At 73.6% G+C, this 23,983-nt stretch carries 20 protein-coding genes and 1 riboswitch; of the genes, 13 read left to right on the top strand and 7 right to left on the bottom strand.

The window, feature by feature from the left end; genetic code table 11:
• Positions 1–120 precede the first annotated feature (120 nt).
• The gene (locus ACZ4VL_RS36410) at positions 121–1,530 is read right to left on the bottom strand and encodes a uracil-xanthine permease family protein (protein WP_468209013.1); all 1,410 of its coding nucleotides are present in this window, start codon (positions 1,528–1,530) and stop codon (positions 121–123) included.
• Between the two features lie 84 nt (positions 1,531–1,614).
• Complete coding sequence (locus ACZ4VL_RS36415) at positions 1,615–2,832, bottom strand: MFS transporter (protein ID WP_468209016.1); 1,218 nt, start codon at positions 2,830–2,832, stop codon at positions 1,615–1,617.
• 59 nt (positions 2,833–2,891) lie between these two features.
• On the opposite strand from ACZ4VL_RS36415, the gene ACZ4VL_RS36420 reads away from it, so the two are divergent.
• The gene (locus ACZ4VL_RS36420) at positions 2,892–4,043 is read left to right on the top strand and encodes an ROK family transcriptional regulator (protein ID WP_468209019.1); all 1,152 of its coding nucleotides are present in this window, start codon (positions 2,892–2,894) and stop codon (positions 4,041–4,043) included.
• 198 nt (positions 4,044–4,241) lie between these two features.
• On the opposite strand, the gene ACZ4VL_RS36425 is transcribed toward ACZ4VL_RS36420, so the two are convergent.
• The 3 genes from ACZ4VL_RS36425 to ACZ4VL_RS36435 all read right to left on the bottom strand — a co-directional run bounded on the left by ACZ4VL_RS36425 (position 4,242) and on the right by ACZ4VL_RS36435 (position 8,510).
• Positions 4,242–4,988 (bottom strand): SDR family oxidoreductase, encoded by a 747-nt coding sequence (locus ACZ4VL_RS36425; RefSeq protein WP_468209022.1) that lies wholly within the window; start codon positions 4,986–4,988, stop codon positions 4,242–4,244.
• Positions 4,989–5,042: 54 nt separating this feature from the next.
• Positions 5,043–5,960 (bottom strand): RNA polymerase sigma factor SigJ, encoded by a 918-nt coding sequence (gene sigJ, locus ACZ4VL_RS36430; RefSeq protein WP_468209024.1) that lies wholly within the window; start codon positions 5,958–5,960, stop codon positions 5,043–5,045.
• Positions 5,961–6,131: 171 nt separating this feature from the next.
• On the bottom strand, positions 6,132–8,510 hold the full coding sequence (locus tag ACZ4VL_RS36435) for a chitinase C-terminal domain-containing protein (RefSeq protein WP_468209026.1): 2,379 nt from the start codon (positions 8,508–8,510) through the stop codon (positions 6,132–6,134).
• 270 nt (positions 8,511–8,780) lie between these two features.
• A riboswitch (FMN riboswitch) is annotated at positions 8,781–8,910 on the top strand.
• Positions 8,911–9,133: 223 nt separating this feature from the next.
• Here ACZ4VL_RS36435 and ribD point away from each other — a divergent pair.
• The 10 genes from ribD (at position 9,134) to ACZ4VL_RS36485 (ending at position 17,738) form a co-directional block, all read left to right on the top strand.
• Positions 9,134–10,201: a bifunctional diaminohydroxyphosphoribosylaminopyrimidine deaminase/5-amino-6-(5-phosphoribosylamino)uracil reductase RibD gene (gene ribD, locus ACZ4VL_RS36440; RefSeq protein WP_468209050.1), complete on the top strand. Its 1,068-nt coding sequence runs from the start codon at positions 9,134–9,136 to the stop codon at positions 10,199–10,201.
• Positions 10,202–10,840, top strand: coding sequence for a riboflavin synthase (locus ACZ4VL_RS36445; protein WP_468209028.1), 639 nt, complete (start codon positions 10,202–10,204; stop codon positions 10,838–10,840).
• Entirely contained in the window at positions 10,837–11,490 is a 654-nt protein-coding gene (locus tag ACZ4VL_RS36450) for a nicotinamide mononucleotide transporter family protein (protein ID WP_468209031.1), read from the top strand. Before ACZ4VL_RS36445 ends, ACZ4VL_RS36450 begins: the two co-directional genes overlap by 4 nt.
• Positions 11,487–12,782, top strand: coding sequence for a bifunctional 3,4-dihydroxy-2-butanone-4-phosphate synthase/GTP cyclohydrolase II (locus ACZ4VL_RS36455; protein WP_468209033.1), 1,296 nt, complete (start codon positions 11,487–11,489; stop codon positions 12,780–12,782). The genes ACZ4VL_RS36450 and ACZ4VL_RS36455 overlap by 4 nt, the downstream gene beginning before the upstream one ends.
• Positions 12,783–12,871: 89 nt before the next feature.
• Complete coding sequence (gene ribH / locus ACZ4VL_RS36460) at positions 12,872–13,357, top strand: 6,7-dimethyl-8-ribityllumazine synthase (RefSeq protein WP_179176489.1); 486 nt, start codon at positions 12,872–12,874, stop codon at positions 13,355–13,357.
• A gap of 35 nt (positions 13,358–13,392) precedes the next feature.
• On the top strand, positions 13,393–13,674 hold the full coding sequence (locus ACZ4VL_RS36465; RefSeq protein ID WP_361091301.1) for a phosphoribosyl-ATP diphosphatase: 282 nt from the start codon (positions 13,393–13,395) through the stop codon (positions 13,672–13,674).
• A gap of 50 nt (positions 13,675–13,724) precedes the next feature.
• Positions 13,725–14,573, top strand: a complete 849-nt coding sequence (gene hisG, locus ACZ4VL_RS36470; protein WP_468209036.1) for an ATP phosphoribosyltransferase — start codon at positions 13,725–13,727, stop codon at positions 14,571–14,573.
• A 78-nt stretch (positions 14,574–14,651) separates the two neighbouring features.
• On the top strand, positions 14,652–15,116 hold the full coding sequence (locus ACZ4VL_RS36475; RefSeq protein WP_468209038.1) for a PH domain-containing protein: 465 nt from the start codon (positions 14,652–14,654) through the stop codon (positions 15,114–15,116).
• A gap of 208 nt (positions 15,117–15,324) precedes the next feature.
• Entirely contained in the window at positions 15,325–16,677 is a 1,353-nt protein-coding gene (locus ACZ4VL_RS36480; protein ID WP_468209041.1) for a hemolysin family protein, read from the top strand.
• On the top strand, positions 16,674–17,738 hold the full coding sequence (locus tag ACZ4VL_RS36485) for a hemolysin family protein (RefSeq protein ID WP_468209043.1): 1,065 nt from the start codon (positions 16,674–16,676) through the stop codon (positions 17,736–17,738). The genes ACZ4VL_RS36480 and ACZ4VL_RS36485 overlap by 4 nt, the downstream gene beginning before the upstream one ends.
• An 888-nt stretch (positions 17,739–18,626) precedes the next feature.
• Here the strand turns inward: ACZ4VL_RS36485 and ACZ4VL_RS36490 are convergent.
• On the bottom strand, positions 18,627–20,579 hold the full coding sequence (locus ACZ4VL_RS36490) for an AAA family ATPase (protein ID WP_468209044.1): 1,953 nt from the start codon (positions 20,577–20,579) through the stop codon (positions 18,627–18,629).
• Between the two features lie 377 nt (positions 20,580–20,956).
• On the bottom strand, positions 20,957–21,610 hold the full coding sequence (locus ACZ4VL_RS36495) for a uridine kinase family protein (protein ID WP_468209046.1): 654 nt from the start codon (positions 21,608–21,610) through the stop codon (positions 20,957–20,959).
• A gap of 133 nt (positions 21,611–21,743) precedes the next feature.
• On the opposite strand from ACZ4VL_RS36495, the gene ACZ4VL_RS36500 reads away from it, so the two are divergent.
• Positions 21,744–23,204: a peptidase C39 family protein gene (locus ACZ4VL_RS36500; RefSeq protein ID WP_468209047.1), complete on the top strand. Its 1,461-nt coding sequence runs from the start codon at positions 21,744–21,746 to the stop codon at positions 23,202–23,204.
• 152 nt (positions 23,205–23,356) lie between these two features.
• Positions 23,357–23,776, top strand: a complete 420-nt coding sequence (locus tag ACZ4VL_RS36505) for an SPW repeat protein (protein WP_385805275.1) — start codon at positions 23,357–23,359, stop codon at positions 23,774–23,776.
• Positions 23,777–23,983 lie beyond the last annotated feature (207 nt).

The raw sequence follows: 23,983 nt of genomic DNA on the forward strand, positions 1-23,983 counted from the left end.
GGGGGGGGGGGGGGGGGGGGGGGGGGGGGGGGGGGGGGGGGGGGGGGGGGGGACCCCCCCCCCCCCCCCCCCCCCCCCCCCCCCCCCCCCCCCCCCCCCCCGTCCCGGTGAGCGGGCGGGTCAGCCGTCGGTGCGCTCGTTGCCGTTGCCGCTGCCGGCGTCCTCGTCGTATGTGGAGGTGCCCTCGTCGAGCAGTGGTTCCTGTTCCTTCATGTGCGCGGGGGCGAAGTAGCGGAGCGTGTGGTAGCCGGTGATCACGACGAGCGTGCCGAGGGCGATCCCGCCGATCTCGAAGGAGTCGGACAGCTGGAGCCTGACCCCGCCGATGCCGATGATGATGCCCGCCGCGGCCGGCACCAGGTTCAGCGGATTGCGCAGGTCCACCCGGCCGTTGAGCCAGATCTGGGCGCCGAGCAGGCCGATCATGCCGTAGAGGATGACGGTGATCCCGCCGAGCACCCCGCCGGGGATCGCGGCGACGACCGCGCCGAACTTGGGGCACAGGCCGAAGAGGAGGGCGAAGCCGGCCGCCGCCCAGTAGGCGGCCGTCGAGTAGACGCGGGTGGCGGCCATGACGCCGATGTTCTCGGAGTAGGTGGTGTTCGGCGGGCCGCCGACGGCGGTGGACAGCATGGACGCGGCGCCGTCGGCGGCGATGGCCGTGCCGAGGGTGTCGTCGAGCGGGTCGCCGGTCATTTCGGCGACGGCCTTGATGTGTCCGGCGTTCTCGGCGATCAGGGCGATGACCACGGGCAGGGCGACGAGGATCGCCGACCACTCGAACTGCGGGGCGTGGAAGGCGGGCAGGCCGATCCAGTCGGCCTTCGCGACCCCGGAGAGGTCGAGCCGCCAGTGGTCCACCGCCTCGGTGCCCCCGGCCGGCGAGTGGATCATGCCGAAGAGGAGGTCGAAGAGGGCGGAGACCGCGTACCCGAAGACCAGCCCGAGGAAGATCGCGATGCGCGACCAGAACCCGCGCAGGCACACCACGGCCAGCCCGGTGACCAGCATCGTCAGCAGGGCCGTCCACTGGTCCTGCGGCCAGTACGTCGAGGCCGTCACCGGCGCCAGGTTGAAGCCGATCAGCATGACCACCGCACCGGTCACCACCGGCGGCATCACGGTGTGGATGATCCGCGCGCCGAACCGCTGCACCACGAGCCCGGCCAGGAACAGGGCCACGCCGACGGTGAACAGGGCCCCGGTGACCACCGCGCTGTCCCCGCCCGAGGCGCGGATCGCCGCCGCCACGCCCACGAAGGACAGCGAGCAGCCCAGGTACGAGGGCACCCGGCCGCGCGTGGCCAACAGGAAGACGATCGTGGCCACACCCGACATCATGATCGCCAGGTTGGGGTCCAGGCCCATCAGCACGGGCGCGACGAAACTCGCCCCGAACATCGCCACGACGTGCTGGGCGCCCAGCCCCGCGGTCCGCGGCCACGTCAGCCGCTCGTCCGGCCGCACCACCGCGCCGGGGGCGGGGATCCGCCCGTCTCCGTGCAGGGTCCAGCGCACGCCGAGGCCCATGTCCCACCCACCATTTCCGTCGAGCCGGTCGTAGAAGCGTCCTGGCCACGGCGGATCGGTGATCTCCCCGCGGTCAGCGTTATATTACGGCCGCATACCGGTGGGTTCGTCCCGATTGGTGGGTGCGGCTCCCTTCTCGACGGCGGGCCGCGGCCGCAGCGCCGTCGCCCCCACCGTCAGCCCGAAGGCCAGCAGCGTGACCAGCCCGAAGGACACCACGAGCGAGGTCGCGTCCGCCACCGCGCCGATCGCCGACGGGGCGATCAGCCCGGACGTGTACGTGATCGTCGCGACCCCCGCGATGGCCTGTGCGGGCGCCGGCCCGCTGCGCCCGGCCGCCGCGAAGGCCAGCGGCACCACCACCGCGACGCCGAGCCCGATCAGTCCGAAACCCGCCATGGCCGCGGCCGGATGCCGGGCCGTCACCACCAGCAGGCCCCCCGCCGTGGCCAGCGCCCCGCCCGCCCGGACGGTCCGCACCGCCCCGAACCGGTCCACCACCCGGTCCCCGGCGAGCCGTGCGAGGGTCATGGTGAGCGCGAACGCCGTGGTGCTCGCGGCCGCGAGACCGGCGTCCGAGTCCAGCACGTCCCGCAGGTAGACCGCCGACCAGTCCAGGCTCGCCCCCTCCGCGAAGACCGCGCAGAACCCGATCAGGCCGATCAGCAGCACGGACGCCGGCGGCCGCGCGAAGTGCGGCGGTGCCGGCTCGTCCGCCCCGCTGCGCAGGTCCAGTACGCCCTGTACGGCGACCAGCCCGGCCGCGGTCAACACCAGCGCGGCCAGCAGGTGGTGCAGCTGCGCCCCCGCCCCCGCGTGCGCGGCGGCGGTACCGGCGGCCGAACCCAGCAGGGCGCCGGCGCTCCACATCCCGTGCAGCGAGGACATCACCGAGCGGCCGAGCCGGTTCTCGGTCTCCACGCCGAGCGCGTTCATGGCCACGTCCGACATTCCGGAGGCGGCCCCGTAGGCGAAGAGCGCCGCGCACAGCGCCGGCAGGTTCGGGGCCAGGGAGGGCAGGGCGAGGGACAGCGTCCACAGGGCCAGCATCACGCGCAGCGCGGGCCGGGCCCCGAGGCGGTGGTTGACCCGCCCGGCCAGCGGCATGGCGAGCGCCGCGCCGAGCGCGGGGAAGGCGAGGGCGAGGCCGAGGGCGCCCGCCCCGAGCTGGGCGTGGTCCTGGATCCAGGGGATACGGGTGGCGAAGGAGCCGGTGACGGCCCCGTGGACGCAGAAGACGGCGGCGATGGCGAGGCGGGCGCGGCGCAGCCGCGCGGGGCTGGGATCGGATTCCCCGGTCATGGACACGAAACTATCAGGAAGGCTGCCTGATGGTAAGGAGAGCTCCCTAGGATGGGGCCGTGACTGCTGCCAAGGTCCGGCCGACCGCCGCCCCGTCCCCCGCCTCGCCGAGCACCGCCCGCGCCCTCAACGACCGCCTCGCCCTGCGCCTGCTGCGGGAGGAGGGCCCCTTGACGGCCGCTCAGCTCAAGGCGCTGACCGGTCTGTCCCGCCCCTCGGTGGCCGACCTGGTCGAGCGGCTCACCGAGGCCGGGCTGGTCGAGGTCGTGGGCGAGTCCGGCGAGCAGCGCCGCGGCCCCAACGCCCGGGTGTACGGGATCGTCGCCCGCCGCGCCCACCTCGCGGCCCTGGACGTACGGACCGACAGCGCGACCGCAGTGGTCACCGACCTGCTCGGCCGCCCCCTGGCCGAGCGGGCGCTGCCCGTGGACGCGGTCGAGGAGGCCGTCGACGTGCTGGAAGCGCTGGCGGCCGAGGCCGGCGCGGACCGGCTGCACACGGTGGTGGTCGGCGCCCCCGGCCTGGTGGCGCGGGCCGGCGGGGAACTGCGCAGCACCGCCGGGCTACCGGCCTGGCACCGGGACCTGGTGGCCGCCCTCCAGCGGCGACTGCCCGCACAGGTGGCCGTGGAGAACGAGACCAACCTGGCCGCACTGGCCGAGCAGCGCGTGGGCGCCGCCCGGGACGCGGACTCCTTCGTCCTGCTGTGGCTCGGCGCCGGGGTCGGCGCGGCCGTGGTCCTGGACGGCCGGCTGCGCCGGGGGGCCTCCGGGGGCGCGGGCGAGATCGGCTTCCTCCCCGTGCCGGGCACGGGGGCCCTGCCCTCCGGCGCCGACTGCGCGGGCGGCTTCCACAGTCTGGCCGCCCGGGCCGCGGTGGCCGGGCTCGCCGCCGCGCACGGCTTCACCGGGCCGGTGCGCGACGCGGTGGCCGGAGCCGCCGGGGACGCCTTCCTCGACGCCCTCGCCGAGCGGATCGCCCTCGGCGCGGCCGCCGTCACCGCCGTCCTCGACCCCGGGTGCGTGGTGCTCGGCGGGGAGATCGGCCACGCGGGCGGAACCGCCCTCGCGGACCGCGTCGCCCGCCGGCTCGCCGCCCTGACCCCCGTACCGACCTCCGTCCGGGCCACCGCCCTCGGTGACCCGGCGGTCCTCGCCGGAGCCCGGCTCGCCGCGGCCGACGCCGCCCAGGCGGTCCTCTTCGGCACCTGACCGGCGCGGTCGCCGTGGTCGACGGCCCGACGGGCGCCTGCCCGACGTCGGCCCGGTGCCCGCCCGAGAGGCATCCGGTGCTTGCGGCCGGTGCCTGCCCGCAGCCCGCCGGTGCCTGCCGACAGCCCGTCCGCGCCCGCGCCCGCGCCGGTGCCCGGTTGCGCCCCGCGCCGCGACCGTGTGGGACCGCCGCCCGGTTCAGGACCGGGCGGCCAGGTAGTCGGCGAAGGTGACCTCGCCGACGGCGTGCTGCGGGGTCAGGTTGCCGCCGCGCAGGAAGGCCGCGTACGCCTTGCCCGCCAGCGGCAGCGCGAGCACCCGGCGCCCGCCGCGGCCCGTCGCCTCCAGGTACGCCCGCCCCAGCTCCACCAGCGTGCGCACCTCGGGCCCGCCCATGTCGGGGACCCGGCCCGCCGCGGCGGGCACCGCCAGCTCGGCCATCCGGTCGGCGACCTCCGCCACGGAGACCGGCTGCACCCGCACCCCCTTCGGCAGCACGACCGGCACCAGCGGCACCTTCGCGACCGCGTCCGTGACCGCCGCCACCAGGTCGTGGAACTGCGTCGTCCGCAGGATGGTCACGCCCAGCCCCGACTCCAGGAGCATCCGCTCCACCCGGTGCTTGACCCGGTAGTAACCGAACGGGACCACGTCCACGCCCACGATCGAGATGTAGACGACGTTCGTGACGGTCCCCGCCCGCCGGGCCGCGTCGATCAGGTGCCCGGCGGCCACGTCGTCCCCGCCGCGCGGACTGGACGCGCAGTGCACGACCACCTCCGCGCCGGCCATCGCCGCGTCCAGCCCCCGGCCGTCCGTCAGGTCGACCGGGTGCTCCCGGGAGCGCCGGCTGAGGGCCCGCACGTCGTGGCCCGCCGCCCGCAGCCGGGCGACGACCAGCGTGCCGAGGGTTCCCGTTCCGCCCGTGACGAGGATCGTGCTCATGGTGTCCGTACCTTCCCTGGGGAATCGCTTTCACCAGCAGGGATTGGACAGCGGTCAGGAATGTGACAGCTGGCGCCGCAGGAATTCCACCTTGTACGGGTTGACCACCGCCCGCACGTCCCGCACCAGCCCGTCCTCGAACTCCACCACCAGCACCCCGGCGCCGCCGACGACCAGCGCCGGCTCCCCGTTGACCACGGCGAGGTCGAGCGGGAGGCCCGCGGCGTACTTCTGCAGCGCCCCGACCAGGAACCGGGCCACCCGGTTCCGGCCGACGACCGGCCGCCGCGCCGCGCTCACCACGCCGCCGCCGTCCGACACGTACCGCACGTCGGCGGTGAGCATGCCCTCCAGCCGGGCCAGGTCGCCGTCCCGGGCCGCCGCGAGGAAGGTCTCCACCAGCCCGCGCCAGCGCGCCGGGTCCGCCTCGGAGCGCCCCCGCCCCGCGGCCGCCGACCGGCCCTCCGCGGCGCGGCCCTGCGCCACCCGGGCCGACGCCCGCCGGTGGAGCTGCCGGCAGTTGGCCTCGGACAGGTCGAGGAGTCCGGCGATCTCCCGGTGGCCGTACGCGAAGGCCTCGCGCAGCACGTACACGGCCCGCTCCACCGGAGTGAGCTGTTCCAGCAGGACCAGCAGGGCCATCGAGACGCTGTCGCGCTGCTCCGCCGACTCCAGCGGCCCGAGCGCGCCCGAGTCGGTGAGGACGGGCTCCGGCAGCCAGGGCCCGACGTACTCCTCGCGCCGGGCCCGCGCCGAGGTGAGCCGGTTCAGGCACAGGTGGGTGACGGCCTTCGCCAGCCAGGCGCCGGGGTGCTCGACGTCGCCGCGGTCCGCCGCGCTCCACCGCAGCCAGGCGTCCTGGACGGTGTCCTCGGCCTCGCCGGCGGAGCCGAGCATGCGGTAGGCGATGCCGAACATCCGGGACCGGTGCTCCTCGAACTCCGCGGTGCGGGCGGCGGCAGAAGTGGTCACCGCAGCAGGGTACGGGCGCACCGACCCGGCGGACGGACCGGGCGTTCGGGCGGACCGGGCGGGCGGACCTCGCGGAGGGACCCGGTGGACGGCGAGGACCCGGCGGCCGCCGGGCCACCAGGTCCTCACCTCTTGCCCCCCTCGGGCCGTCCCCTGCCGTGCCCCCCGGGGTCAGCAGGCGCCCAGGTCCTTCCAGACGCCCCAGTCGCCGGTGGTGCCGGGCTCCTCGTTCTGCGTCCACCACTGGGCCCGCCAGTTGCGGCCCTTGTGGGAGACGACCGCCCCGCCGGTGTAGACGCTGCCCGCCACGTACGCCGGGTTGCTGCAGGTGCCGCCCGGCGGCTGGCTGGTCGGGGGCTGGCTCGTGGGCGGCTGGCTGGTCGGGGGCTGGCTCGTGGGCGGCTGGCTCGTCGGGGGCTGGGAGCCGCCGCCCGGTTCCACCAGCGTGGTGCCGCGGGCCAGGTCGCCGGCCAGGGCGAACGTGGTGCCGGAGACGTTCACCGTCCAGTTGGAGGGGGTGGACACCGGCAGGTAGTAGTTGAACGCCAGGTCGACGGAGGCGCCCGGGGCCAGCGACTGCCAGGCCGGCAGCTTCAGCGAGACCCGGTGGAAATCGCCCTTCAGACCGCCGGTGTTGGGACCGGTGTGGCCGCTGCTGATCACCTTGGTGCCGAAGCCGGACTGGTCGGAGGCGTTGTTCGGGGCCGAGGTCGCGTAGTCGAACTGGAACTCGGTGCCGCCGGGCAGCGCGACCCCGGTGTTGTTGGTGATCCTGATCTTGGGGGTGATCGGGTAGTTCGAGTCGCCGAGCTTGAAGTCGGTGAACTCGACCTTCACGTCGACGGCCCGGTCCGGCAGCGCGGTGGTGCCGGCCTTCTTCGCCCCGTACGGGGTCGCGGCCCTGAACTTGTCGTACATCAGCGAGGTGAGCGTGGAGCCCATCTCGTACTGGCCCTTGGCGGCGTTCCAGGCGTAGTCGCCCGCCATCTCCCACACCATGGTCCCGCCGATGCCGCGGTCGACCACGTAGTCGGCCTTGGCGGCCACGGACTGCTCGTCCTCGGTGGACAGGAAGACCTTCTTCTGCGCGTTCCACAGCCAGGGCGCGACCAGGGTGGCGTCGTACTTGCGGACGTAGGTGCCGGTGAGGGTGGTGTTCGCCGGGAAGCCGTACCGGGTGACGTAGTCGCCGACGATCCCCTTCTCCAGGTTCTTGGCGTGCCACATCGGGTTCGAGCCCGCCGGGGCCTCGTTGCCGTTGTCGTCCTTGTCGTGCCACAGGTTGTCGATGCCGACCGCCCCGTCGCCGCACTTGGTCAGGCCCGAGCCGGCCGGGCATCCGGTGGCCGCGGCCTTGCCCCACAGCCCGTCGGTGCCGCCCTGCACGTTCTTGTGGCCGCGGGTGTAGTACGGCAGCCCGATGTTGATCCGGCCGGCCGGCATGGAACCGCGGAAGTAGTGGTACGCCCAGTCGGTGTTGAGGTAGCCGATGCCGCCGTACTGCTGGGAGCCGTAGACGCCGGCGGCGGCGAGCTCGCCGTCCTTGCCGTCGTCGAAGAGGGAGGCGTTGGGGCCGACGTACTCGTTCCAGGCGCCGTGCAGGTCGTAGGACATGATGTTGACGTAGTCCAGGTACTTCTGCATCTGGTACGTCTCCATGCCGCGCAGCAGGTAGCCGGAGGACGGGGCGGCGACGGTCAGCAGGTAGTGCCTGCCGTCGGCGGCGCCGGCCCGGTCCAGCTTCTCGCGGAGGGTCTTCATCAGCGCGTCGTAGCCCTTGACCAGACCGGCCCGGCGGGCGTTGGCCGTCGGCCAGTCCAGCGGGTTGCCCGCGTCCTTCATCGACGTCGGGTACTCGTAGTCGATGTCGACGCCGTTGAAGCCGTACTTCTTGACGAAGGCGACGGCGGAGTCGGCGAAGGTGTTGATGCCCGCCTGGTTGACGGAGCCGTCCGGGTGGGTCGCCATCGCGTAGAAGCCGCCGGAGTTCACCCGGGCGCCGTTGTCGTCGAGGTAGCCGCCGGTCTCGGCCCAGCCGCCCACCGAGATCAGGGTCTTCACGTCCGGGTGCTGCTTCTTGTACTTGGTCAGCAGGTTGAAGTGGCCCTTGTAGGGGAGCGCCGGATCCATCTCGGCCCCGGCCACGCCCGGCCAGGTCATGCCGGTGGCGGCGTTGTCCGGGCCGTCCGGGCCGACCGAGATCCTGTTGTCGCCGCCGACGTGGGCGAAGGCGTAGTTGATGTGGGTGATCTTGTCCCACGGGATGTCGTTCGCAAGGTAGGCGGGCTGGCCGTTCTTGCCGGTGCGCCAGCCGGTGAAGTAGCCGATCACGCGCCGCTGGTGGTCGGAGCCCATCTTCTCGCGGCCCTCGGCGTCGTAGACCGAGCAGTACGGGACGTCGACCCCGGGGGTCCGGTAGAGGCCGTCCGGCCGGCAGGACTCGTTGTCGGCGGCGTGCGAGACGCCCGCCGAGAGCCCGCCCGCCAGCAGCCCGGCGATCGCCGCGCCGGCTGCCAGGAGCAGTGCTCTCGTGCGTGTGGGGGACAGCATGGTGCCTCCTGGGGAAGGGAGGAGTGCAGGACACAGCAGGCAGGGAAGTGGTGCGTGTCGGCCCGCGACGTGCGCACATCTGACGGGCCGTCTCCCGGGGAGGGTGAAGGGAACGTTAAGAGGACTAGACCAAGTCGTCAATAGGTCTGGACCAATCCCGGTGCACTTGACAGACTCCGCCGGAACCACCCGCTTGTGACTCAGGCCACAGCATTTCTCCCGCATGGCTCCCGATCGCCCGTGGCAGACTGGCAGGAGTACCAGTAGAAGCAGCGCACTCCGGGGTCGGTGCAATTCCGAACCGGCGGTATAGTCCGCGACCCGTCCGCAGCCAGCGGCCGGTTGACCAGGTGAAATTCCTGGACCGACGGTTAAAGTCCGGATGGGAGGCAGTGCGCGGCGGGCAGTCACACCGGTACGCCGCCGTCGGCGGTCCCCGTACGCGTCCTCCCGGGACGCGTCCCGAGCGGACCGTTCCTCCGGCATCGGCGTCCCCGCGTGCCTGTACCGCTCATCTGTCGTAGCCCGACAGGCCCCGGAGTCCGTGCCCGAAGAGGCAGGAGGACCCGGTGGCACCCCACGCCGCGCACGCACCGCACGACGCGGAGGCGGACGCCCGCGCCATGCGCCGCGCCGTCGAACTCGCGGCCCGCGGCCTCGGCTCCACCAGCCCCAACCCGATCGTCGGCTGCGTCATCACCGACGCCTCCGGCACCGTCGTCGGCGAGGGCTGGCACCAACGCGCCGGCGGCCCGCACGCGGAGGTCCACGCCCTGCGCGCGGCCGGCACCGCCGCCCGCGGCGCCACCGCCTACGTCACCCTGGAGCCCTGCAACCACACCGGCCGCACCGGCCCCTGCGCCCAGGCCCTGATCGAGGCCGGCGTCAGCCGCGTCGTCTACGCCGTCCCCGACCCGAACCCGCAGGCCAGCGGCGGCGCCACCACCCTGCGCGCCGCCGGGATCCCCGCCGAGGGCGGGTTCCTCCAGGCCGAGGCCGAGGCCGGCAACGCCGCCTGGCTGACCGCCGTACGACTCGGCCGGCCCCACGTGACCTGGAAGTACGCCGCCACCCTCGACGGACGCAGCGCCGCCGCCGACGGCACCAGCCGCTGGATCACCTCCCCGGAGTCCCGCGCCGACGTCCACCGCCTGCGCGCCGAGTCCGACGCCGTCCTCGTCGGCGGCGGCACCCTGCGCGCCGACGACCCGCACCTCGCCGTCCGCGGCATCGACGGCGCCACCCAGCCGCTGCGCGTCGCCCTCGACACCCGCGCCACCCTCCTGCCGACCGCCCGCATCCTCGACGACGCCGCACCCACCCTGCTCGTCGTCGGCGAGGACGCCGACACCCGGCACCTGCCGCCCGGCACCGACGTGCTCCGGCTGCCCCTGCACGACGGCCGCATCGGCGTCCACGACCTGCTCACCGCGCTGTACGCCCGCGGCGTCCGCGCCCTCTTCCTCGAAGGCGGCCCCACCCTGGCCGGATCCTTCCTCGAAGCCGGCGCCGTCGACCGCGTCATCGGCTACGTCGCCCCGGCCCTCCTCGGCGCCGGACCCGCCGCCCTCGCCGGCGCCGGCATCACCACCATCGCCCGCGCGGTCCGCCTGGAGATCACCGAGGCCGTCCGCACCGGCACCGACCTGCGCATCACCGCCGTCCCCACCACCGCCCACAAGGAGCACTGAGTGTTCACCGGAATCGTCGAAGAACTGGGTGAGGTCACCGCCGTCGAGCAGCTCTCGGAAGCCTCCCGCTTCCGCCTGCGCGGCCCCCTCGTCACCGACGGCGCCAAGCACGGCGACTCCATCGCCGTCAACGGGGTCTGCCTGACCGTCGTGGACACCACCGACGGCGAGTTCACCGCCGACGTCATGCAGGAGACCCTCAACCGCTCCAGCCTCGGCGCCCTGCAGGCCGGCTCCCGCGTCAACCTGGAGCGCCCCATGGCCCTCGGCGGACGGCTCGGCGGCCACCTCGTCCAGGGACACGTGGACGGCACCGGCACGATCCTCGCCCGCACCCCCTCCGAGCACTGGGAGATCGTCAAGGTCTCCCTCCCGGAGAACCTCGCACGGTACGTCGTGGAGAAGGGCTCCATCACCGTCGACGGCGTCAGCCTCACCGTGGTCGAGGCCGCCGCCGACTACTTCACCATCAGCCTCATCCCCACCACCCTCGCGCTGACCACGCTCGGCATCAAGCAGCCCGGCGACCCGGTCAACCTGGAGGTCGACGTCCTCGCCAAGTACGTCGAGCGCCTGCTCGCCGCCGGCGTCGACCCCCTCGCCGCGCGCGCCGACGAAGCGAAGGAGACCGACCGGTGACCGCCCTGAGCTGGCTCAACGCAGAGGCCTTCACCGTCTTCGGACAGAAGGTCATCTGGTCCGACATGATCGGCAACCTGATCGGCCTCGCCGCCCTCGCCCTCGGCTGGCGCCGCTCCATCTGGACCTGGCCCGCCCAGCTGCTCTCCGGCGTCATCCTCGTCGCCGCCTACGCCTCCGCCCACCTCTCCGGCGGCGTCGGCAAGCAGCTCCTCGTCATCGGCGTGGCCGCCTGGGGCTGGAGCGCCTGGCACCGCGGCAAGCGGCAGGCCCAGGACGGCTCCCTCGCCGTACGCACCGGCACCTGGGCCGAGCGCGGGCTGCTCCTGGCCGGCGCGGCCCTCGGCACCCTCGCCGTCGGCGGCCTGTTCACCCTCTACCCGGACCTGTCGTGGAGCCCGTGGGCCGACGCCTACATCTTCGTCGGCACCGTCGTCGCGATGGTCGCCCAGGCCCGCGGCCTCGTGGAGTTCTGGTTCGCCTGGCTCCTCGTCGACCTCGTCGGCGTCCCCCTCGCCTTCACCAACGGCCTGGCCTTCTCCGGCCTCGTCTACGTCGTCTACTTCGCGCTCGTCCTGTGGGGCGCCCACGACTGGTACCAGCGCTCGCGCACCACCCCCGCCCCGGCCCTGGAAGGAGCAACGGCATGACCACCCTCAAGCCCGTCCCCGACTTCGACGCCCTCCTCGAGGAGTCCTTCCGGCTCGACCCCGTCGAGCAGGCCATCCGCGACATCGCGGCCGGCCGACCCGTGGTCGTCGTCGACGACGAGGACCGCGAGAACGAGGGCGACCTCGTCGTCGCTGCCGAGAAGATCACGCCCGAGATCGTCGCGTTCATGATGAGCGAGTGCCGCGGGCTGATCTGCGCCCCCATGGAGGGCCCCGAGCTGGACCGGCTCGAACTGCCCCAGATGGTGCAGAACAACACCGAGTCGATGAAGACCGCCTTCACCGTCTCCGTCGACGCGACCGCCTCGCACGGCGTCACCACCGGCATCTCCGCCGCCGACCGCGCCACCACCCTGCGCCTGCTCGCCGACGGGTCCTGCGAGCCCTCCGACTTCGTCCGCCCCGGCCACATCTTCCCGCTGCGCGCCAAGCCCGGCGGCGTCCTCGTCCGCAACGGCCACACCGAGGCCGCCGTCGACCTCGCCCGCCTCGCCGGCCTGCGCCCCGTCGGTGCGATCGTCGAGATCGCCGGCGAGGACGGCGTCATGCTCCGGCTGCCCGAGCTGATCCCGTTCGCACGCAAGCACGGCCTGTCGATCATCTCCATCGCCGACCTGATCGACTACCTGCGCTCCGCCGAGCCGACCGTCCGCCGCGAGGCCGAAGTCACCCTGCCGACCTCCTTCGGCGACTTCACCGCGTACGGCTACCGCTCCACCGTCGACGGCGTCGAACACGTCGCCCTCGTCCACGGCGAGGTCGGCCAGGGCGAGGACGTCCTCGTCCGGGTCCACTCCGAATGCCTGACCGGCGACATCTTCCACTCCCTGCGCTGCGACTGCGGCCCCCAGCTGCACGCCTCCATGGCCCGCATCAAGGAGGAGGGCCGCGGCGTCGTCGTCTACCTCCGCGGTCACGAGGGGCGCGGCATCGGACTGGTGTCCAAGCTGCGCGCGTACGAGCTCCAGGAGCGCGGCCGCGACACCCTCGACGCCAACCTCGAACTCGGCCTCCCGGCCGACGCCCGCGACTACGCCGCCGGCGCGCAGATCCTCGCCGACCTCGGCGTCCGCAGCGTCCGGCTGCTGACCAACAACCCCGACAAGACCGCCGCCCTCGTCCGGCACGGCATCGCCGTCAACGACCGGGAGCCGATGCCGATCGAGGCGGGCGAGCACAATCTGCGGTACCTGCGCACCAAGCGGGACCGGATGGGACACGACCTGCCCTGGCTGGGCGAGACCGTGCCCGCCGCCTGCGGCAACCAGTAGCACGACACCCGTACACCCGTACACCCGTACACCCGGACCACGCACCACCACCACGAACACACGAACACGAACCACCGAGGAGCACAGCAGTGAGCGGCAAGGGCGCACCCGAACTGAGCGTGAGGAACTGCGGAGACCTTCGGGTCGCCGTCATCGCGGCGCAGTGGCACGAGAAGGTCATGGACGGTCTCGTCGACGGCGCCCTGCGCGCCCTGCACGAGCTGGGCATCGACGAGCCCACCGTGCTCCGCGTGCCCGGCAGCTTCGAGCTGCCGGTGGTGGCGAAGGTACTCGCCGGTCGCGGTTACGATGCCGTCGTCGCCCTCGGCGTGGTCATCCGCGGCGGCACCCCGCACTTCGACTACGTCTGCCAGGGCGTCACCCAGGGCCTGGTACAGGTGTCGATCGACACCGGAGTCCCCGTCGGCTTCGGCGTTCTGACCTGCGACAACGAGGAACAGGCGCTGGATCGCGCCGGCCTTGAGGGGTCGAACGAGGACAAGGGGCACGAAGCGGTCATCGCCGCCGTCTCCACCGCAGCCACCCTGCGGTCCGTCAGCGAACCCTGGCGCTGAGTGGCGGCCGACAACCCCGTATTCTGAGGACCATCATGGCGAACGAACCCCTCAAGACCTTCGAAGAGCTCTTCACGGAGCTCCAGGCCAAGGCCGCTGCCGGCGATCCCGGCACCTCCCGCACAGCCGAACTGGTCGCCAAGGGCGTCCACGCCATCGGCAAGAAGGTCGTCGAGGAGGCCGCCGAGGTCTGGATGGCCGCCGAGTACGAGGGCAAGGAAGCCGCCGCCGAGGAGATCTCCCAGCTGCTGTACCACGTCCAGGTGATGATGGTGGCGCGCGGGATCTCCCTCGACGATGTCTACAAGCACCTCTAGACACACCCACACCACACACACCCATCGCACCCCGCACTGAAGGAAGCCTCATGCTGCGCATCGCCGTCCCCAACAAGGGCTCACTCTCCGGAGCGGCGTCGGCGATGCTCCATGAGGCCGGCTACCGCCAGCGCAAGGAGTCCAAGGAGCTCGTGGTCGTCGACCTCGAGAACGAGGTGGAGTTCTTCTACCTCCGCCCCAAGGACATCGCGATCTACGTCGCCTCCGGCCGCCTCGACGTGGGCATCACCGGCCGCGACCTCCTGCTCGACTCGGGCGCCAACGCCGAGGAGATCCTTCCCCTCGGCTTCGGCAGGTCCACCTTCCGCTACGCCACCAAGCCCGGCACCGCGAAGGGCCCCGAGGACTTCCACGGGATGACGATCGCCACCTCCTACGAGGGCATCGTCGCCAAGCACCTCGCCGACCAGGGCATCGACGCCTCCGTCGTGCACCTGGACGGCGCGGTCGAGACCGCCATCCAGCTCGGCGTCGCCGAGATCATCGCGGACGTCGTCGAGACCGGCACCAGCCTGCGCAACGCCGGCCTCGAAGTCGTCGGCGAGCCGATCCTCAAGTCCGAGGCCATCGTCATCCGCCGCACCGGCGCCGAGACGGACAACCCGCAGGTGCAGCAGTTCCTGCGGCGCCTCCAGGGCGTCCTCGTCGCCCGCAGCTACGTGATGATGGACTACGACTGCCGCGCCGAGCACCTCGAACGCGCCGTCGCCCTCACCCCGGGCCTGGAGTCCCCGACGGTCTCCCCGCTGCACAACGAGGGCTGGGTCGCCGTCCGCGCGATGGTCCCCGCCAAGGACGCCCAGCGGATCATGGACGACCTGTACGAGCTCGGCGCCCGCGCGATCCTCACCACCTCGATCCACGCCTGCCGCCTGTGACGCGTACGCAGACCCGTACGCCCGCCCGTACGCCGTCGCCCGACCCGTACGCCCCCTGAAGAAGGCATCACCAGCACCATGGCCGAGTCCGCCGCCCAGCCCGCACTGCCCGCCCTGCCGGTCACCTTCCGGCCGACCCGCACCCGGGTCGTGCTGCTGAGCGTCGGGCTCGCCATGTTCGCCACGATCACCGCGATCGCCGTCATGCTGGAGAACCTCAGCGGCGGGGAGCGGATCAGCTTCGTCTTCACCGCCGTCCTGCTGACCTCCGTCCTCGTCCTGCTCAGCCGCCCCAAGGTGGTCGCGGACGAGACGGGCGTCACCGTGGTCAACCTCACCACCACCCGCCGCCTGGAGTGGGCGCAGATCCTGCGCGTCAACCTCCGCCCCGGCGACCCCTGGGTGTTCCTGGACCTCAGCGACGGCACCAGCCTGCCCGCCCTGGGCATCCAGCCCGGCGTGGCCAAGCAGCAGGCCATCGGCGACGCCCGCGCCCTGCGCGCCCTCGCCGAAGCCCGCGGAACCGGGCGCCACGACCACTGAGACGGCCGCCGCCGACAAGCGGACCGCTGCGTCCCATTGCGGCGGCGATCTCAATGACTACCCTGGTGGCGGGGCGCAGCCGTGCGCCCTTCCGCCGGCCCCGGGACCCCGAGGCCCGTGGGCACCTGCAACTCGAGGAGTGACTCCCTCCGGCAATGGACGGACCGTCCGGTAGTACCCGCGCCGCCCTCCCCGCGGAGGCGGCCGCATGACCATCCCGCTACTCCTGCTCCTTGCGGCCTTCGCCCTGATCCTCGCCAACGGCTTCTTCGTGGCGGCCGAGTTCGGCCTCGTCACGGTGGAGCGGCCCGAGGCCGAGCGCGCCGCAGCCGACGGCGACCGCCGTGCCCGTACGGTGGTCAAGGCCCTGCGAGAGCTGTCGTTCCAGCTCTCCGGCACCCAGCTCGGCATCACCATCACCTCCCTCGTGGTCGGCATGCTCGCCGAACCGGCCCTCGCCGCACTGCTGGCCGGGCCGCTGGAGGCCACCGGCCTGCCCGCCGGAGCCGTCTCCGGCGTCGCCGTCGGCATCGGCATGCTGCTCGCCTCAGCCGTCCAGATGGTCGTCGGCGAACTCGTCCCGAAGAACTGGGCGGTCTCCCGGCCGCTCCAGGTCGCACGCTTCGTGGCCGGCCCGCAGGCCGTGTTCTCCCGCGCCTTCCGGCCGGTCATCGCCGGCCTCAACGCCGTCGCCAACCGGCTCGTCCGGGCCTTCGGCGTGGAACCGGCCGAGGAGATCGCCTCCGCCCGCACTCCCGGCGAACTGGTCTCCCTGGTCCGCCACTCGGCCCAGGCCGGCGCCCTCGAACAGGACACCGCCGACCTCTTCGTCCGGACCCTCTCGCTCGGCGAGCTCACGGCCCAGCTCGTGATGACCCCCCGGGTGAAGGTCAGCGCCCTCCAGCACACGGCCACCGCCGCCGACGTGCTCAACCTCACCCGCGCCACCGGCCTGTCCCGCTTCCCGGTCTACCGCGAGCGCATCGACGAGGTCACCGGCGTCGTCCACCTCAAGGACGCCCTCGCCGTGCCCGAAGCCGAACGCGCCCGCACCACCGTGGCCCGGATCAGCGTCCCCCCGCTGCTGGTGCCCGGCTCCCTGCCGGTGCAGCCGCTGCTGGAGCGGCTGCGCAGCGAACAGCCGATGGCCGTGGTCGTCGACGAGTACGGCGGCACCGCGGGCGTCGTCACCCTGGAGGACATCGTGGAGGAGCTCGTGGGCGAAGTCCGCGACGAGCACGACTTCGCCGAGGACGGCGGCCCCGAGCTGGCCGCGGTCCCCGCCGAGGACGGCCGCCCGTCCTGGGAGGCCGACGGCAGCTGCCGCGTGCAGACCCTGCGCCGCATAGGCCTGGACGTGCCCGACGGCCCGTACGAGACCGTCGCCGGCCTCGTCGCGGACCTCCTCGGCCGCATCCCCGCCCCCGGCGACCGGGCCGAACTCCCCGGCTGGAAGCTCTCCGTCCGCCAGGTCGGCCGCTACCGCGCCGAACGGGTCCGCCTGGTGCGCACCGCGCCCAGCCAGGCCGCCCCGGCCGAACTCGAGGCGGCGGGCCGGTGAGCGCGCTCCAACTCCTGTTCGCCCTGCTCCTCGTCCTCGCCAACGGCTTCTTCGTCGGCGCCGAGTTCGCCCTCGTCTCCGTACGCCGCAGCCAGATCGAGCCCCTCGCGGCCGGGTCCAAACGGGCCCGCCAGGTCCTCCACGGCCTGGAGAACCTGCCGCGGATGATGGCCGCCGCCCAGTTCGGCATCACCCTGTGCTCGCTCACCCTCGGCGCGGTCGCCGAACCCACCGTGGCCCAGCTGCTGGAACCCGTCTTCCACGCCCTCCACGTCCCGCAGGGCCTGATCCACCCCCTCGGCTACGCCGTCGCGCTCGCCGCCGTGGTCTTCCTGCACCTCGTCATCGGCGAGATGGTCCCGAAGAACCTCGCGATGGCCGCCCCCGAGCGGACCGCCCTGTGGTTCAGCCCCGGCCTGGTCGCGTTCGCCCGCCTCTGCGGGCCGATCACGACCGCGCTCGGGGCCTGCGCCGCCGTCGTGCTGCGGCTCTTCAAGGTCGAGCCGAAGGACGAGGTGGAGGCCGTGTACACCAGCGCCCAGCTCGGCCGGCTCGTCGAGGACTCCCGGCAGGCCGGGCTCCTCGAACCCCGCGAGCAGGAGCGGCTGGAGGACGCCCTGGAGCTGGGCAGCCGCCGGGTGACGGACGTGCTGCTCGCCCGCGACCGGCTGGTCACGGTCGGGCCCGGGGCCACGCCGCGGCAGATCGAGCAGCTGACGGTCCGCACCGGGTACTCCCGGTTCCCCGTCCGCTCGGAGGGCGGCGCCTTCATGGGCTACGTGCACGTGAAGGACGTCCTCGAGCTGGAGGACCGGGAGCGGGCGGTGCCGCAGCGGGTGTGGCGGCGCATGCCGACACTGTCCGCCACGCTTCCGCTGGACGACGCGCTGAGCGTCATGCGGCACGACGCCACCCACCTGGCGCAGGTGGCGGATCCGGGCGGCCGGATCCTCGGCCTGGTCGCGTTGGAGGACGTGCTGGAGATGCTGGTCGGCGAGGTCCGGGACCCGGCCCACCGCATCCCGGCGCGCCGTGACCCCCAACGCGCCCTGACCGCCTGACGCCCCGCGGGCCCCCGCCCCGGCCCGACGCGGAGCCCCGCGGGAATCGGCCGCGGATCCCCGAGGGCCCCGGATCCCCGCGGAGCCCCGAGGGGCTCCGGCCCCGGATCCCCGCGGGCCCGCGGCCGATCCCGCGGGGCTCCGCGCTGGCCCACGGTGCGGAGCCCGGCAACCCGGACCCGCGCAGGTCTGCCCCCGCACCCTGCCGGGGCGGCCCCGGCGGGAGCTGGGCCCGCACGGGCGGGGCGGATCCCTGCGGGGCTGTCCCCCACCCCGCCCCTTCCCGAAACCGTGGGCTCCGCCCCCGGACCCCCCGTGCCTCAAACGCCGGCGGGGCTGGCTGTTCGGGGCTCCGCCCCGGACCCCGTTCCGGGCGCTGCGCGCCCGGCGCGCTCAAACGCCGCGCGGGCTGGACGGTGCGGCTCCGCGGCAATTACGGGCGTCGCCGCCCATCCAGCCTCGCCGGCGTTTGAGGCGCGGGGTCCGGGGCGGAGCCCCCAGTCTTGAGCCGCGCTGGTGGTTGAGGGGCGGGGGTTCGTGTTCGAGCCGCGCCGGTGGTGGAGGGGCGGGGGTTCGTGTTCGAGCCGCGCTGGTGGTCGAGGGGCGGGGGTTCGTGTTCGAGCCGCGCCGGTGGTCGAGGGGCGGGGGTCCGTGTTCGAGCCGCGCCGGCGATTGAGGCGACGGGGTCCGGGGGCGGAGGTCCCGGTTTCGGGAAGGGGCGGGGTGGGGGATTGGCTCCGCGCAGCGGCCGCGTCAGCCCCGCGGCGGCGCAGCGGTCACCAATGCGGGCGCGGCGGTGGCTGCGGAGGCCCCGCGACCGGAGCCCGCGGCACGTGGCGGACGGCCGCGGCCGCAGTCGGCGGCGCCGGGCAGGGCGGGCACCCGGCGCTACAGCGGGGGTGGCGGTGGGTCCGGGTGGGGGCGGTTCTGGGGGCCCCGCCCCGAGAGGACCTCCCCGTACGCCTGCATCAGGTCCGGCAACCGCAGCGTCGCCAGATCCTCCCGCGTCGGCTCCCCGAAGAACCCTGCCAACCGCAGGTCCCGGTACGCGCAGCTCTTCTCGTACAGCGTGCGCAGGAACCGCCCGTTCCCCAGCTCGTCGATCCAGCCCTGCTCGACCACGTGCGCGCTGATGCTGCGCAGTTCGTCCAGCGCCTCCTCGTCCCAGCAGTCGCCGTTCCCGTCGGCCAGCACCTCGCCGATCGCGGTCAGTTCGGGCGGCCGGTAGCTGGGGAAGTCCACCCGGGTGGTGAACCGCGAGGACAGCCCGGGGTTGGTGGACAGCAGCCGGTCCATTCCGGCGGGGTATCCGGCCAGGATCACCACCAGGTGGTCCCGGTTGTCCTCCGCCCGTTTCAGCAGCACCTGCAGGGCTTCGTCCCCGTATGCGTCGCCCTTGCTGTAGCCCGAGTTGGACAGGCTGTACGCCTCGTCGACGAAGAGGACCCCGCCGATCGCCGAGTCGATCAGCTCGTTGGCCTTGACGGCGGTCTGCCCCAGGAACTCGCCGACCAGGTCGGCCCGTTGGGCCTCCACCAGGTGGTCGCCGCCGAGCAGCCCGAGTGCGTAGAACACCCGGCCGAGGATCCGTGCCACGGTGGTCTTGCCCGTGCCGGAGGGGCCGGAGAAGACGAAGTGCCGTTTCGGGGGTTGTACGGGCAGGCCCTGATCGGCCCGTAGCCGCGCCATGTGCAGTTGCGCCGACAGTGCCTTGACCTGCCGTTTCACCGGTTCCAGGCCGACCATCCGCTCCAGTTCCGCGAGCGCCTCGGCCAGGAGTTCCGGGTCCGCGGGCCCGGCCGGCAGCCCTTCGGGCGTGCCCTGCCCGGGGAGGGAGGGCTTGTGGTGCCGGACGCCCTCGCCCCGGCCGGCCGCCGGCCCGCCGAACCGCGGCGCCGGCGGGTCGGGTACGGCCAGCGGGTCCGGGGGCTCCGGCTGCCCGTCGCCCGCGACGCCCACGTCCTGCGCCGGGCCGCCGCCCAGGGTGACCGCGGCGTAGCCGCCGGTCTGGTTCACGCCGTGCCCGCCGTAGGCCTCGTAGCCCGTTCCGGCGTAGCCGGCGTACCCGTCGCAGTCCTCGCTGTCCTCGATCGCGGTCAGCCGCGCCGCGGTGTCCATGAACGCCGGGTCGACCCGGTGCACGGCCCGGTACAGCGGCAGTGCCGCCGCGCTGCGGCCGGTCCCCTCGTGCGCCCGGGCCAGCCAGTACCGCAGCTCCTTGCGCTGGGGCTGCTCGCTGCGGCAGCGCATCAGGGCGGCCGAGAGCATCGGCTCGGCCTGCCCGTACATCTCCAGCCGGACCCGGGCCATCCCGCCGAACAGTCCGGCCTCGATGCCGAGCAGCGGGTCGTCGACGAGCGGTTCGGTGTGTCGGACCAGCTGCTCCCAGTCCTTGACGAGGTAGGCCCGGCAGGCGTGCAGGAACCGGACCTGCGGATCGGCGTCCACGGGCGGCAGTGCGGCCAGTGCCTGGTCCAGTTCGGGCACGTGGCGGCCGTCGAGCCAGTGCGAGGCGTGGGCGAGCAGCAGGTCGCGCCGGCTCTCCAGTACCGGTTGGACCCACCAGCCCAGCCAGTACCAGGAGTTCAGGGTCCGGCGGTGCCGGGTCCGTTGCTCGCCGAAGCGGTCGCGGTGGGTGTACATGCGCAATAACGCGGTCGTGGCGTCCACGCGCAGCGCGTGCAGGCCGAGCCAGGCGTCGGCCATAGAGGGATCGAGCCGGACGGCCGTCCGGAACTCCTCCTCGGCCTGCGGGTAGGCGCCCATGGTGCAGGCGTCCACCCCGCGCAGCCAGGCGAGTTCGGCCGGGGCGTGCGGAGTGCCCGGCGTCCCGAAATCCATCACGTCCCCCACAAGCCTGCCCCCGTGGTGCCCGGCAACCCCCGCGTCGCTCCCGCGAGTTGTTCGCCGTGCCGATGAAATCAGGGCTGCATCGTACCTGCGGCGACGCACCTTACGTAGGGTGCGGCGCGTACGGGTCCGCGGGGCTCTGCAAGGACCGATGTGACTCAGGGTGAAGATCGCGGGGGGTTCGGCCCGGGGCGGCGGGGGCGCGGGGCGGGGCCGGGGCAGAACGAAGCCCCCGATCACGGGGGAACAATCGGGGGCTTCGCGTCCGCTGCGGCCTGGAAAGACCGCGCATTCAGAACGTAAGGCCGGTGTGGGGCCCAGGTCAAGCAGGCCGGTGAGCGCCTGCGCAAGCGGTTTTCCGGGGGGACTCAGGAGCGGGCGGGTGCGTCACCTTCAGTGACGGAAGCCGCCGTTCCGGCGGTCGCTCCCGCCCCGGAAGACCACTCGTATCCCGTACCGCTCTGGCGCACCAGAGTGTCCGCGAAGGGGCGCGAAGGGTCATCCGAGAAGTGCGCGAGCTCCGCGCGCTCCCATCCGTCCCAGAAGTCGGCGAGCTCACGCCCGTCCCGGTGCCGTCCCCGCCCCCAGGACTCGATGCGCGGGGTCTCCATCCACAGCAGCCGCGCCAGGTGCGGGCGCAGCGCGCGCCGGCCGGCCCCCACGCCCTCGACGATCAGCACGGGGGCCGGCTCCAGCACCTGCTCGGGACCGAACCGCCGCGCCACCCAGTCGTACGGCGTCCAGCGGGCCGGGCGCCCGGCGGCGAGCGGCTCCAGGACCTGCGCGCGCAGCCGGTCCGGCCAGGCGAAGAGCTCCTCGTGGGTGGCCACGTCGTCCAGGTGCAGTACGGGCGCCCCGCCCAGGGCCCCGGAGAGCCGCCCGGCGAAGGTGCTCTTCCCGGACCCGGCGTGCCCGTCGATCCCGATCAGCCGTACGGGGCCGAGGGACGGGGGCAGGGCGCTGATCTCGCGCGCGAGCGGTATGAGCGGTGCGAGCGTCGCGAGCGACTGGTGTGACTCCACCCGGCCAGCCTACGGCCGGACCCGGCGCACACGGGTTCACCCCGACACGGGGCCCGGGCGTCGCCGCCCCGCAGCCGGGAACTGGAAGGGTGGGGAACCGATCCGCCTCACCGACCCACTGGGGGATTCCGCGATGACCGCACCCACACCACGCAGGGCCGTCCTGGCCGTCGCCCTCGCGGCCGCCGCAGCGGCAGTCACCGTCCCCGGAGGCCGGGCCGCGGCGGCCGCCGGACAGCCGGGCGGTCCGGCGCAGTCGGGCGGGGCCGGCGCCGCCGGCGGGGCCGCGGCCGGCTCCGCGGCCGATGCGGGAGCAGGGGCAGGGGCAGAGGCAGGGGCAGGGGCAGCCGCCCGTGCCGCCGTGGACAACCGGTTCTGGTTCTCCGGCGGCCACTGGCGGGCCGGCACCCACCAGGGCACCACCGTCCTCGCCGGAGCCCGGCCCGGCCTGCGGATCAGCACCCCGGCGGGCCGCACCGAGTACACCGACCCGCACACCGGGAGGAAGAGCACCTGGGAGTACGCCGTGTGGACCTCCCCGGTGCACCGCTCGTCCGTCCCCGGAACCGAGGTCATCGCCTCCTGGAACGCCGCCACCCCCGTCGGCACCTGGATCCGGGTCGATCTGCGCCCCACGTACGGCGACGGCACCGCCGGCCCCTGGTACGTCATGGGCCGCTGGGCCTCCGGCGAAGCGGACATCCGCCGGACCTCCGTGGACGGGCAGACCGACGGCCGGTCCACCGTGTGGACCGACACCCTCGCCGTGGACGCGCCCGCCCGGACGGCGGGGCTGCGGATCGCGGCCTGGCAGCTGCGCCTCACGCTGCACCGCAGGCCCGGCGCCGCGGACGGCCCCACGGTGTGGCTGGCCGGCGCCGTGACCTCGGACGTCCCGGACCGCTTCACCGTCACCGCCTCCACCCCCTCCGGGCAGGCCCACGAGCTGAAGGTGCCCCGCTACTCGCAGGAGGTCCACGCCGGCCGGTACCCGGAGTACGACAACGGCGGCGAGGCCTGGTGCAGCCCCACCTCCTCCCAGATGGTCATCGAGTACTGGGGCCGCAAGCCCGCCGCGAAGGACCTGGAGTGGGTGGACCGCGGCTACAGCGACCCGCAGGTCTGCCAAGCGGCCCGGGCCACGTACGACAACGCCTACCGGGGATGCGGGAACTGGCCCTTCAACGCCGCCTACGCCGCCACCTACGAGGGGCTCGCAGGCGTCGTCACCCGGCTGCGCTCCCTCACCGACCTGGAGGCCCTGGTCCGCTCCGGCATCCCCGTGATCACCTCGCAGTCCTTCCGCGCCGAGGAGCTGACCGGCGCGGGCTACGGCACCGCCGGCCACCTGATGACCGTCGTGGGCTTCACCGCGGCCGGGGACATCGTCGCCAACGACCCGAACGCGCGGGACAACTCCGCCGTCCGCCGGGTGTACAAGCGGCGCGAGTGGGAGACCGTCTGGCTGCGCACCAAGCGCTACAACACCGCGGGCAAGGTCGCGTCCGGCTCCGGGGGCGTCTGCTACCTCTACGCTCCGGCCCGCCCCGCCATTGCCCAGATCGTGGCGCTGAAGGCCGTAGGGGTGCTGTGAGCGGGGCTGCCGGGAGATCCGCCGGAGGCCGGACTGGAGGGCTGCCGGGAGGTCCGCCGAAAGGGCCGCGTCCACCCGTTGACCTGGAGAAAGGACAAGCGCAACATAAAGCCATAAAGGGCACATAAAGTCTTCACGGGAGGCGGCCCGCCATGACCACGCACAGCATCGAACACCACCCCGACCTCGCCGAGATGCGCTCGCGGTTCGAGCGGGTCACCAGCACACCGGCCGCCCAGGCCGTGGAGGCGCTGGCCCTCATCACGGGCCTGTACCTGGCGGCATCGCCGTGGATCGCGGGATTCAGCAACCTCACCTCGCTGGCGGTGAACAACCTGATAGCCGGCCTCGCGTACTGCCTGTGCATGAGCGGGCTCGGCTCGGCCTACGAACGCACCCACGCCATGGCGTGGACCGCGGTCGCCATCGGAGCCTGGACGATCCTGGCCCCGTGGTGCATCTCCGGCAACGTCGACACGACCCGTACCGTGGTCAGCAACGTCATCGCGGGCGGCGTCGCCCTGCTGCTGGCGCTGGCCATGGCGGGCATGGCGGGCCGCAACCGCGCCTGAGCCGTCCCTCCCCGGCGGCGGACACCTCCGGCGCCGGGGAACGGCGGCCCGCACGGGCGCCCCGGCACACCGGGCCCCGGTCGTACGACGGCCGGGGCCCGGCGGGGGGGGGGGGGGGGGGGGGGGGGGGAACAAGAAACCCCCCCCCTCCCCCCCAAAACAAAAAAAACGGGCACCTGGAGGGGACGGATAGACACAAAAACAGCC

The sequence above is a fragment of the Streptomyces sp. NPDC029014 genome (assembly GCF_055564695.1).

What these genes read in the sequence shown, in the direction of transcription:
- ACZ4VL_RS36505 (WP_385805275.1), top strand. Translation starts at nt 23,357, where the DNA reads ATGACCACGCACAGCATCGAACACCACCCCGACCTCGCCGAGATGCGC.
- ACZ4VL_RS36455 (WP_468209033.1), top strand. Translation starts at nt 11,487, where the DNA reads ATGACCACCCTCAAGCCCGTCCCCGACTTCGACGCCCTCCTCGAGGAG.
- ribD (WP_468209050.1), top strand. Translation starts at nt 9,134, where the DNA reads ATGCGCCGCGCCGTCGAACTCGCGGCCCGCGGCCTCGGCTCCACCAGC.
- ACZ4VL_RS36490 (WP_468209044.1), bottom strand. Translation starts at nt 20,579, where the DNA reads ATGGATTTCGGGACGCCGGGCACTCCGCACGCCCCGGCCGAACTCGCC.
- ACZ4VL_RS36500 (WP_468209047.1), top strand. Translation starts at nt 21,744, where the DNA reads ATGACCGCACCCACACCACGCAGGGCCGTCCTGGCCGTCGCCCTCGCG.
- ACZ4VL_RS36435 (WP_468209026.1), bottom strand. Translation starts at nt 8,510, where the DNA reads ATGCTGTCCCCCACACGCACGAGAGCACTGCTCCTGGCAGCCGGCGCG.
- ACZ4VL_RS36415 (WP_468209016.1), bottom strand. Translation starts at nt 2,832, where the DNA reads ATGACCGGGGAATCCGATCCCAGCCCCGCGCGGCTGCGCCGCGCCCGC.
- ACZ4VL_RS36425 (WP_468209022.1), bottom strand. Translation starts at nt 4,988, where the DNA reads ATGAGCACGATCCTCGTCACGGGCGGAACGGGAACCCTCGGCACGCTG.
- ACZ4VL_RS36465 (WP_361091301.1), top strand. Translation starts at nt 13,393, where the DNA reads ATGGCGAACGAACCCCTCAAGACCTTCGAAGAGCTCTTCACGGAGCTC.
- ACZ4VL_RS36480 (WP_468209041.1), top strand. Translation starts at nt 15,325, where the DNA reads ATGACCATCCCGCTACTCCTGCTCCTTGCGGCCTTCGCCCTGATCCTC.
- ACZ4VL_RS36410 (WP_468209013.1), bottom strand. Translation starts at nt 1,530, where the DNA reads ATGGGCCTCGGCGTGCGCTGGACCCTGCACGGAGACGGGCGGATCCCC.
- hisG (WP_468209036.1), top strand. Translation starts at nt 13,725, where the DNA reads ATGCTGCGCATCGCCGTCCCCAACAAGGGCTCACTCTCCGGAGCGGCG.
- ACZ4VL_RS36475 (WP_468209038.1), top strand. Translation starts at nt 14,652, where the DNA reads ATGGCCGAGTCCGCCGCCCAGCCCGCACTGCCCGCCCTGCCGGTCACC.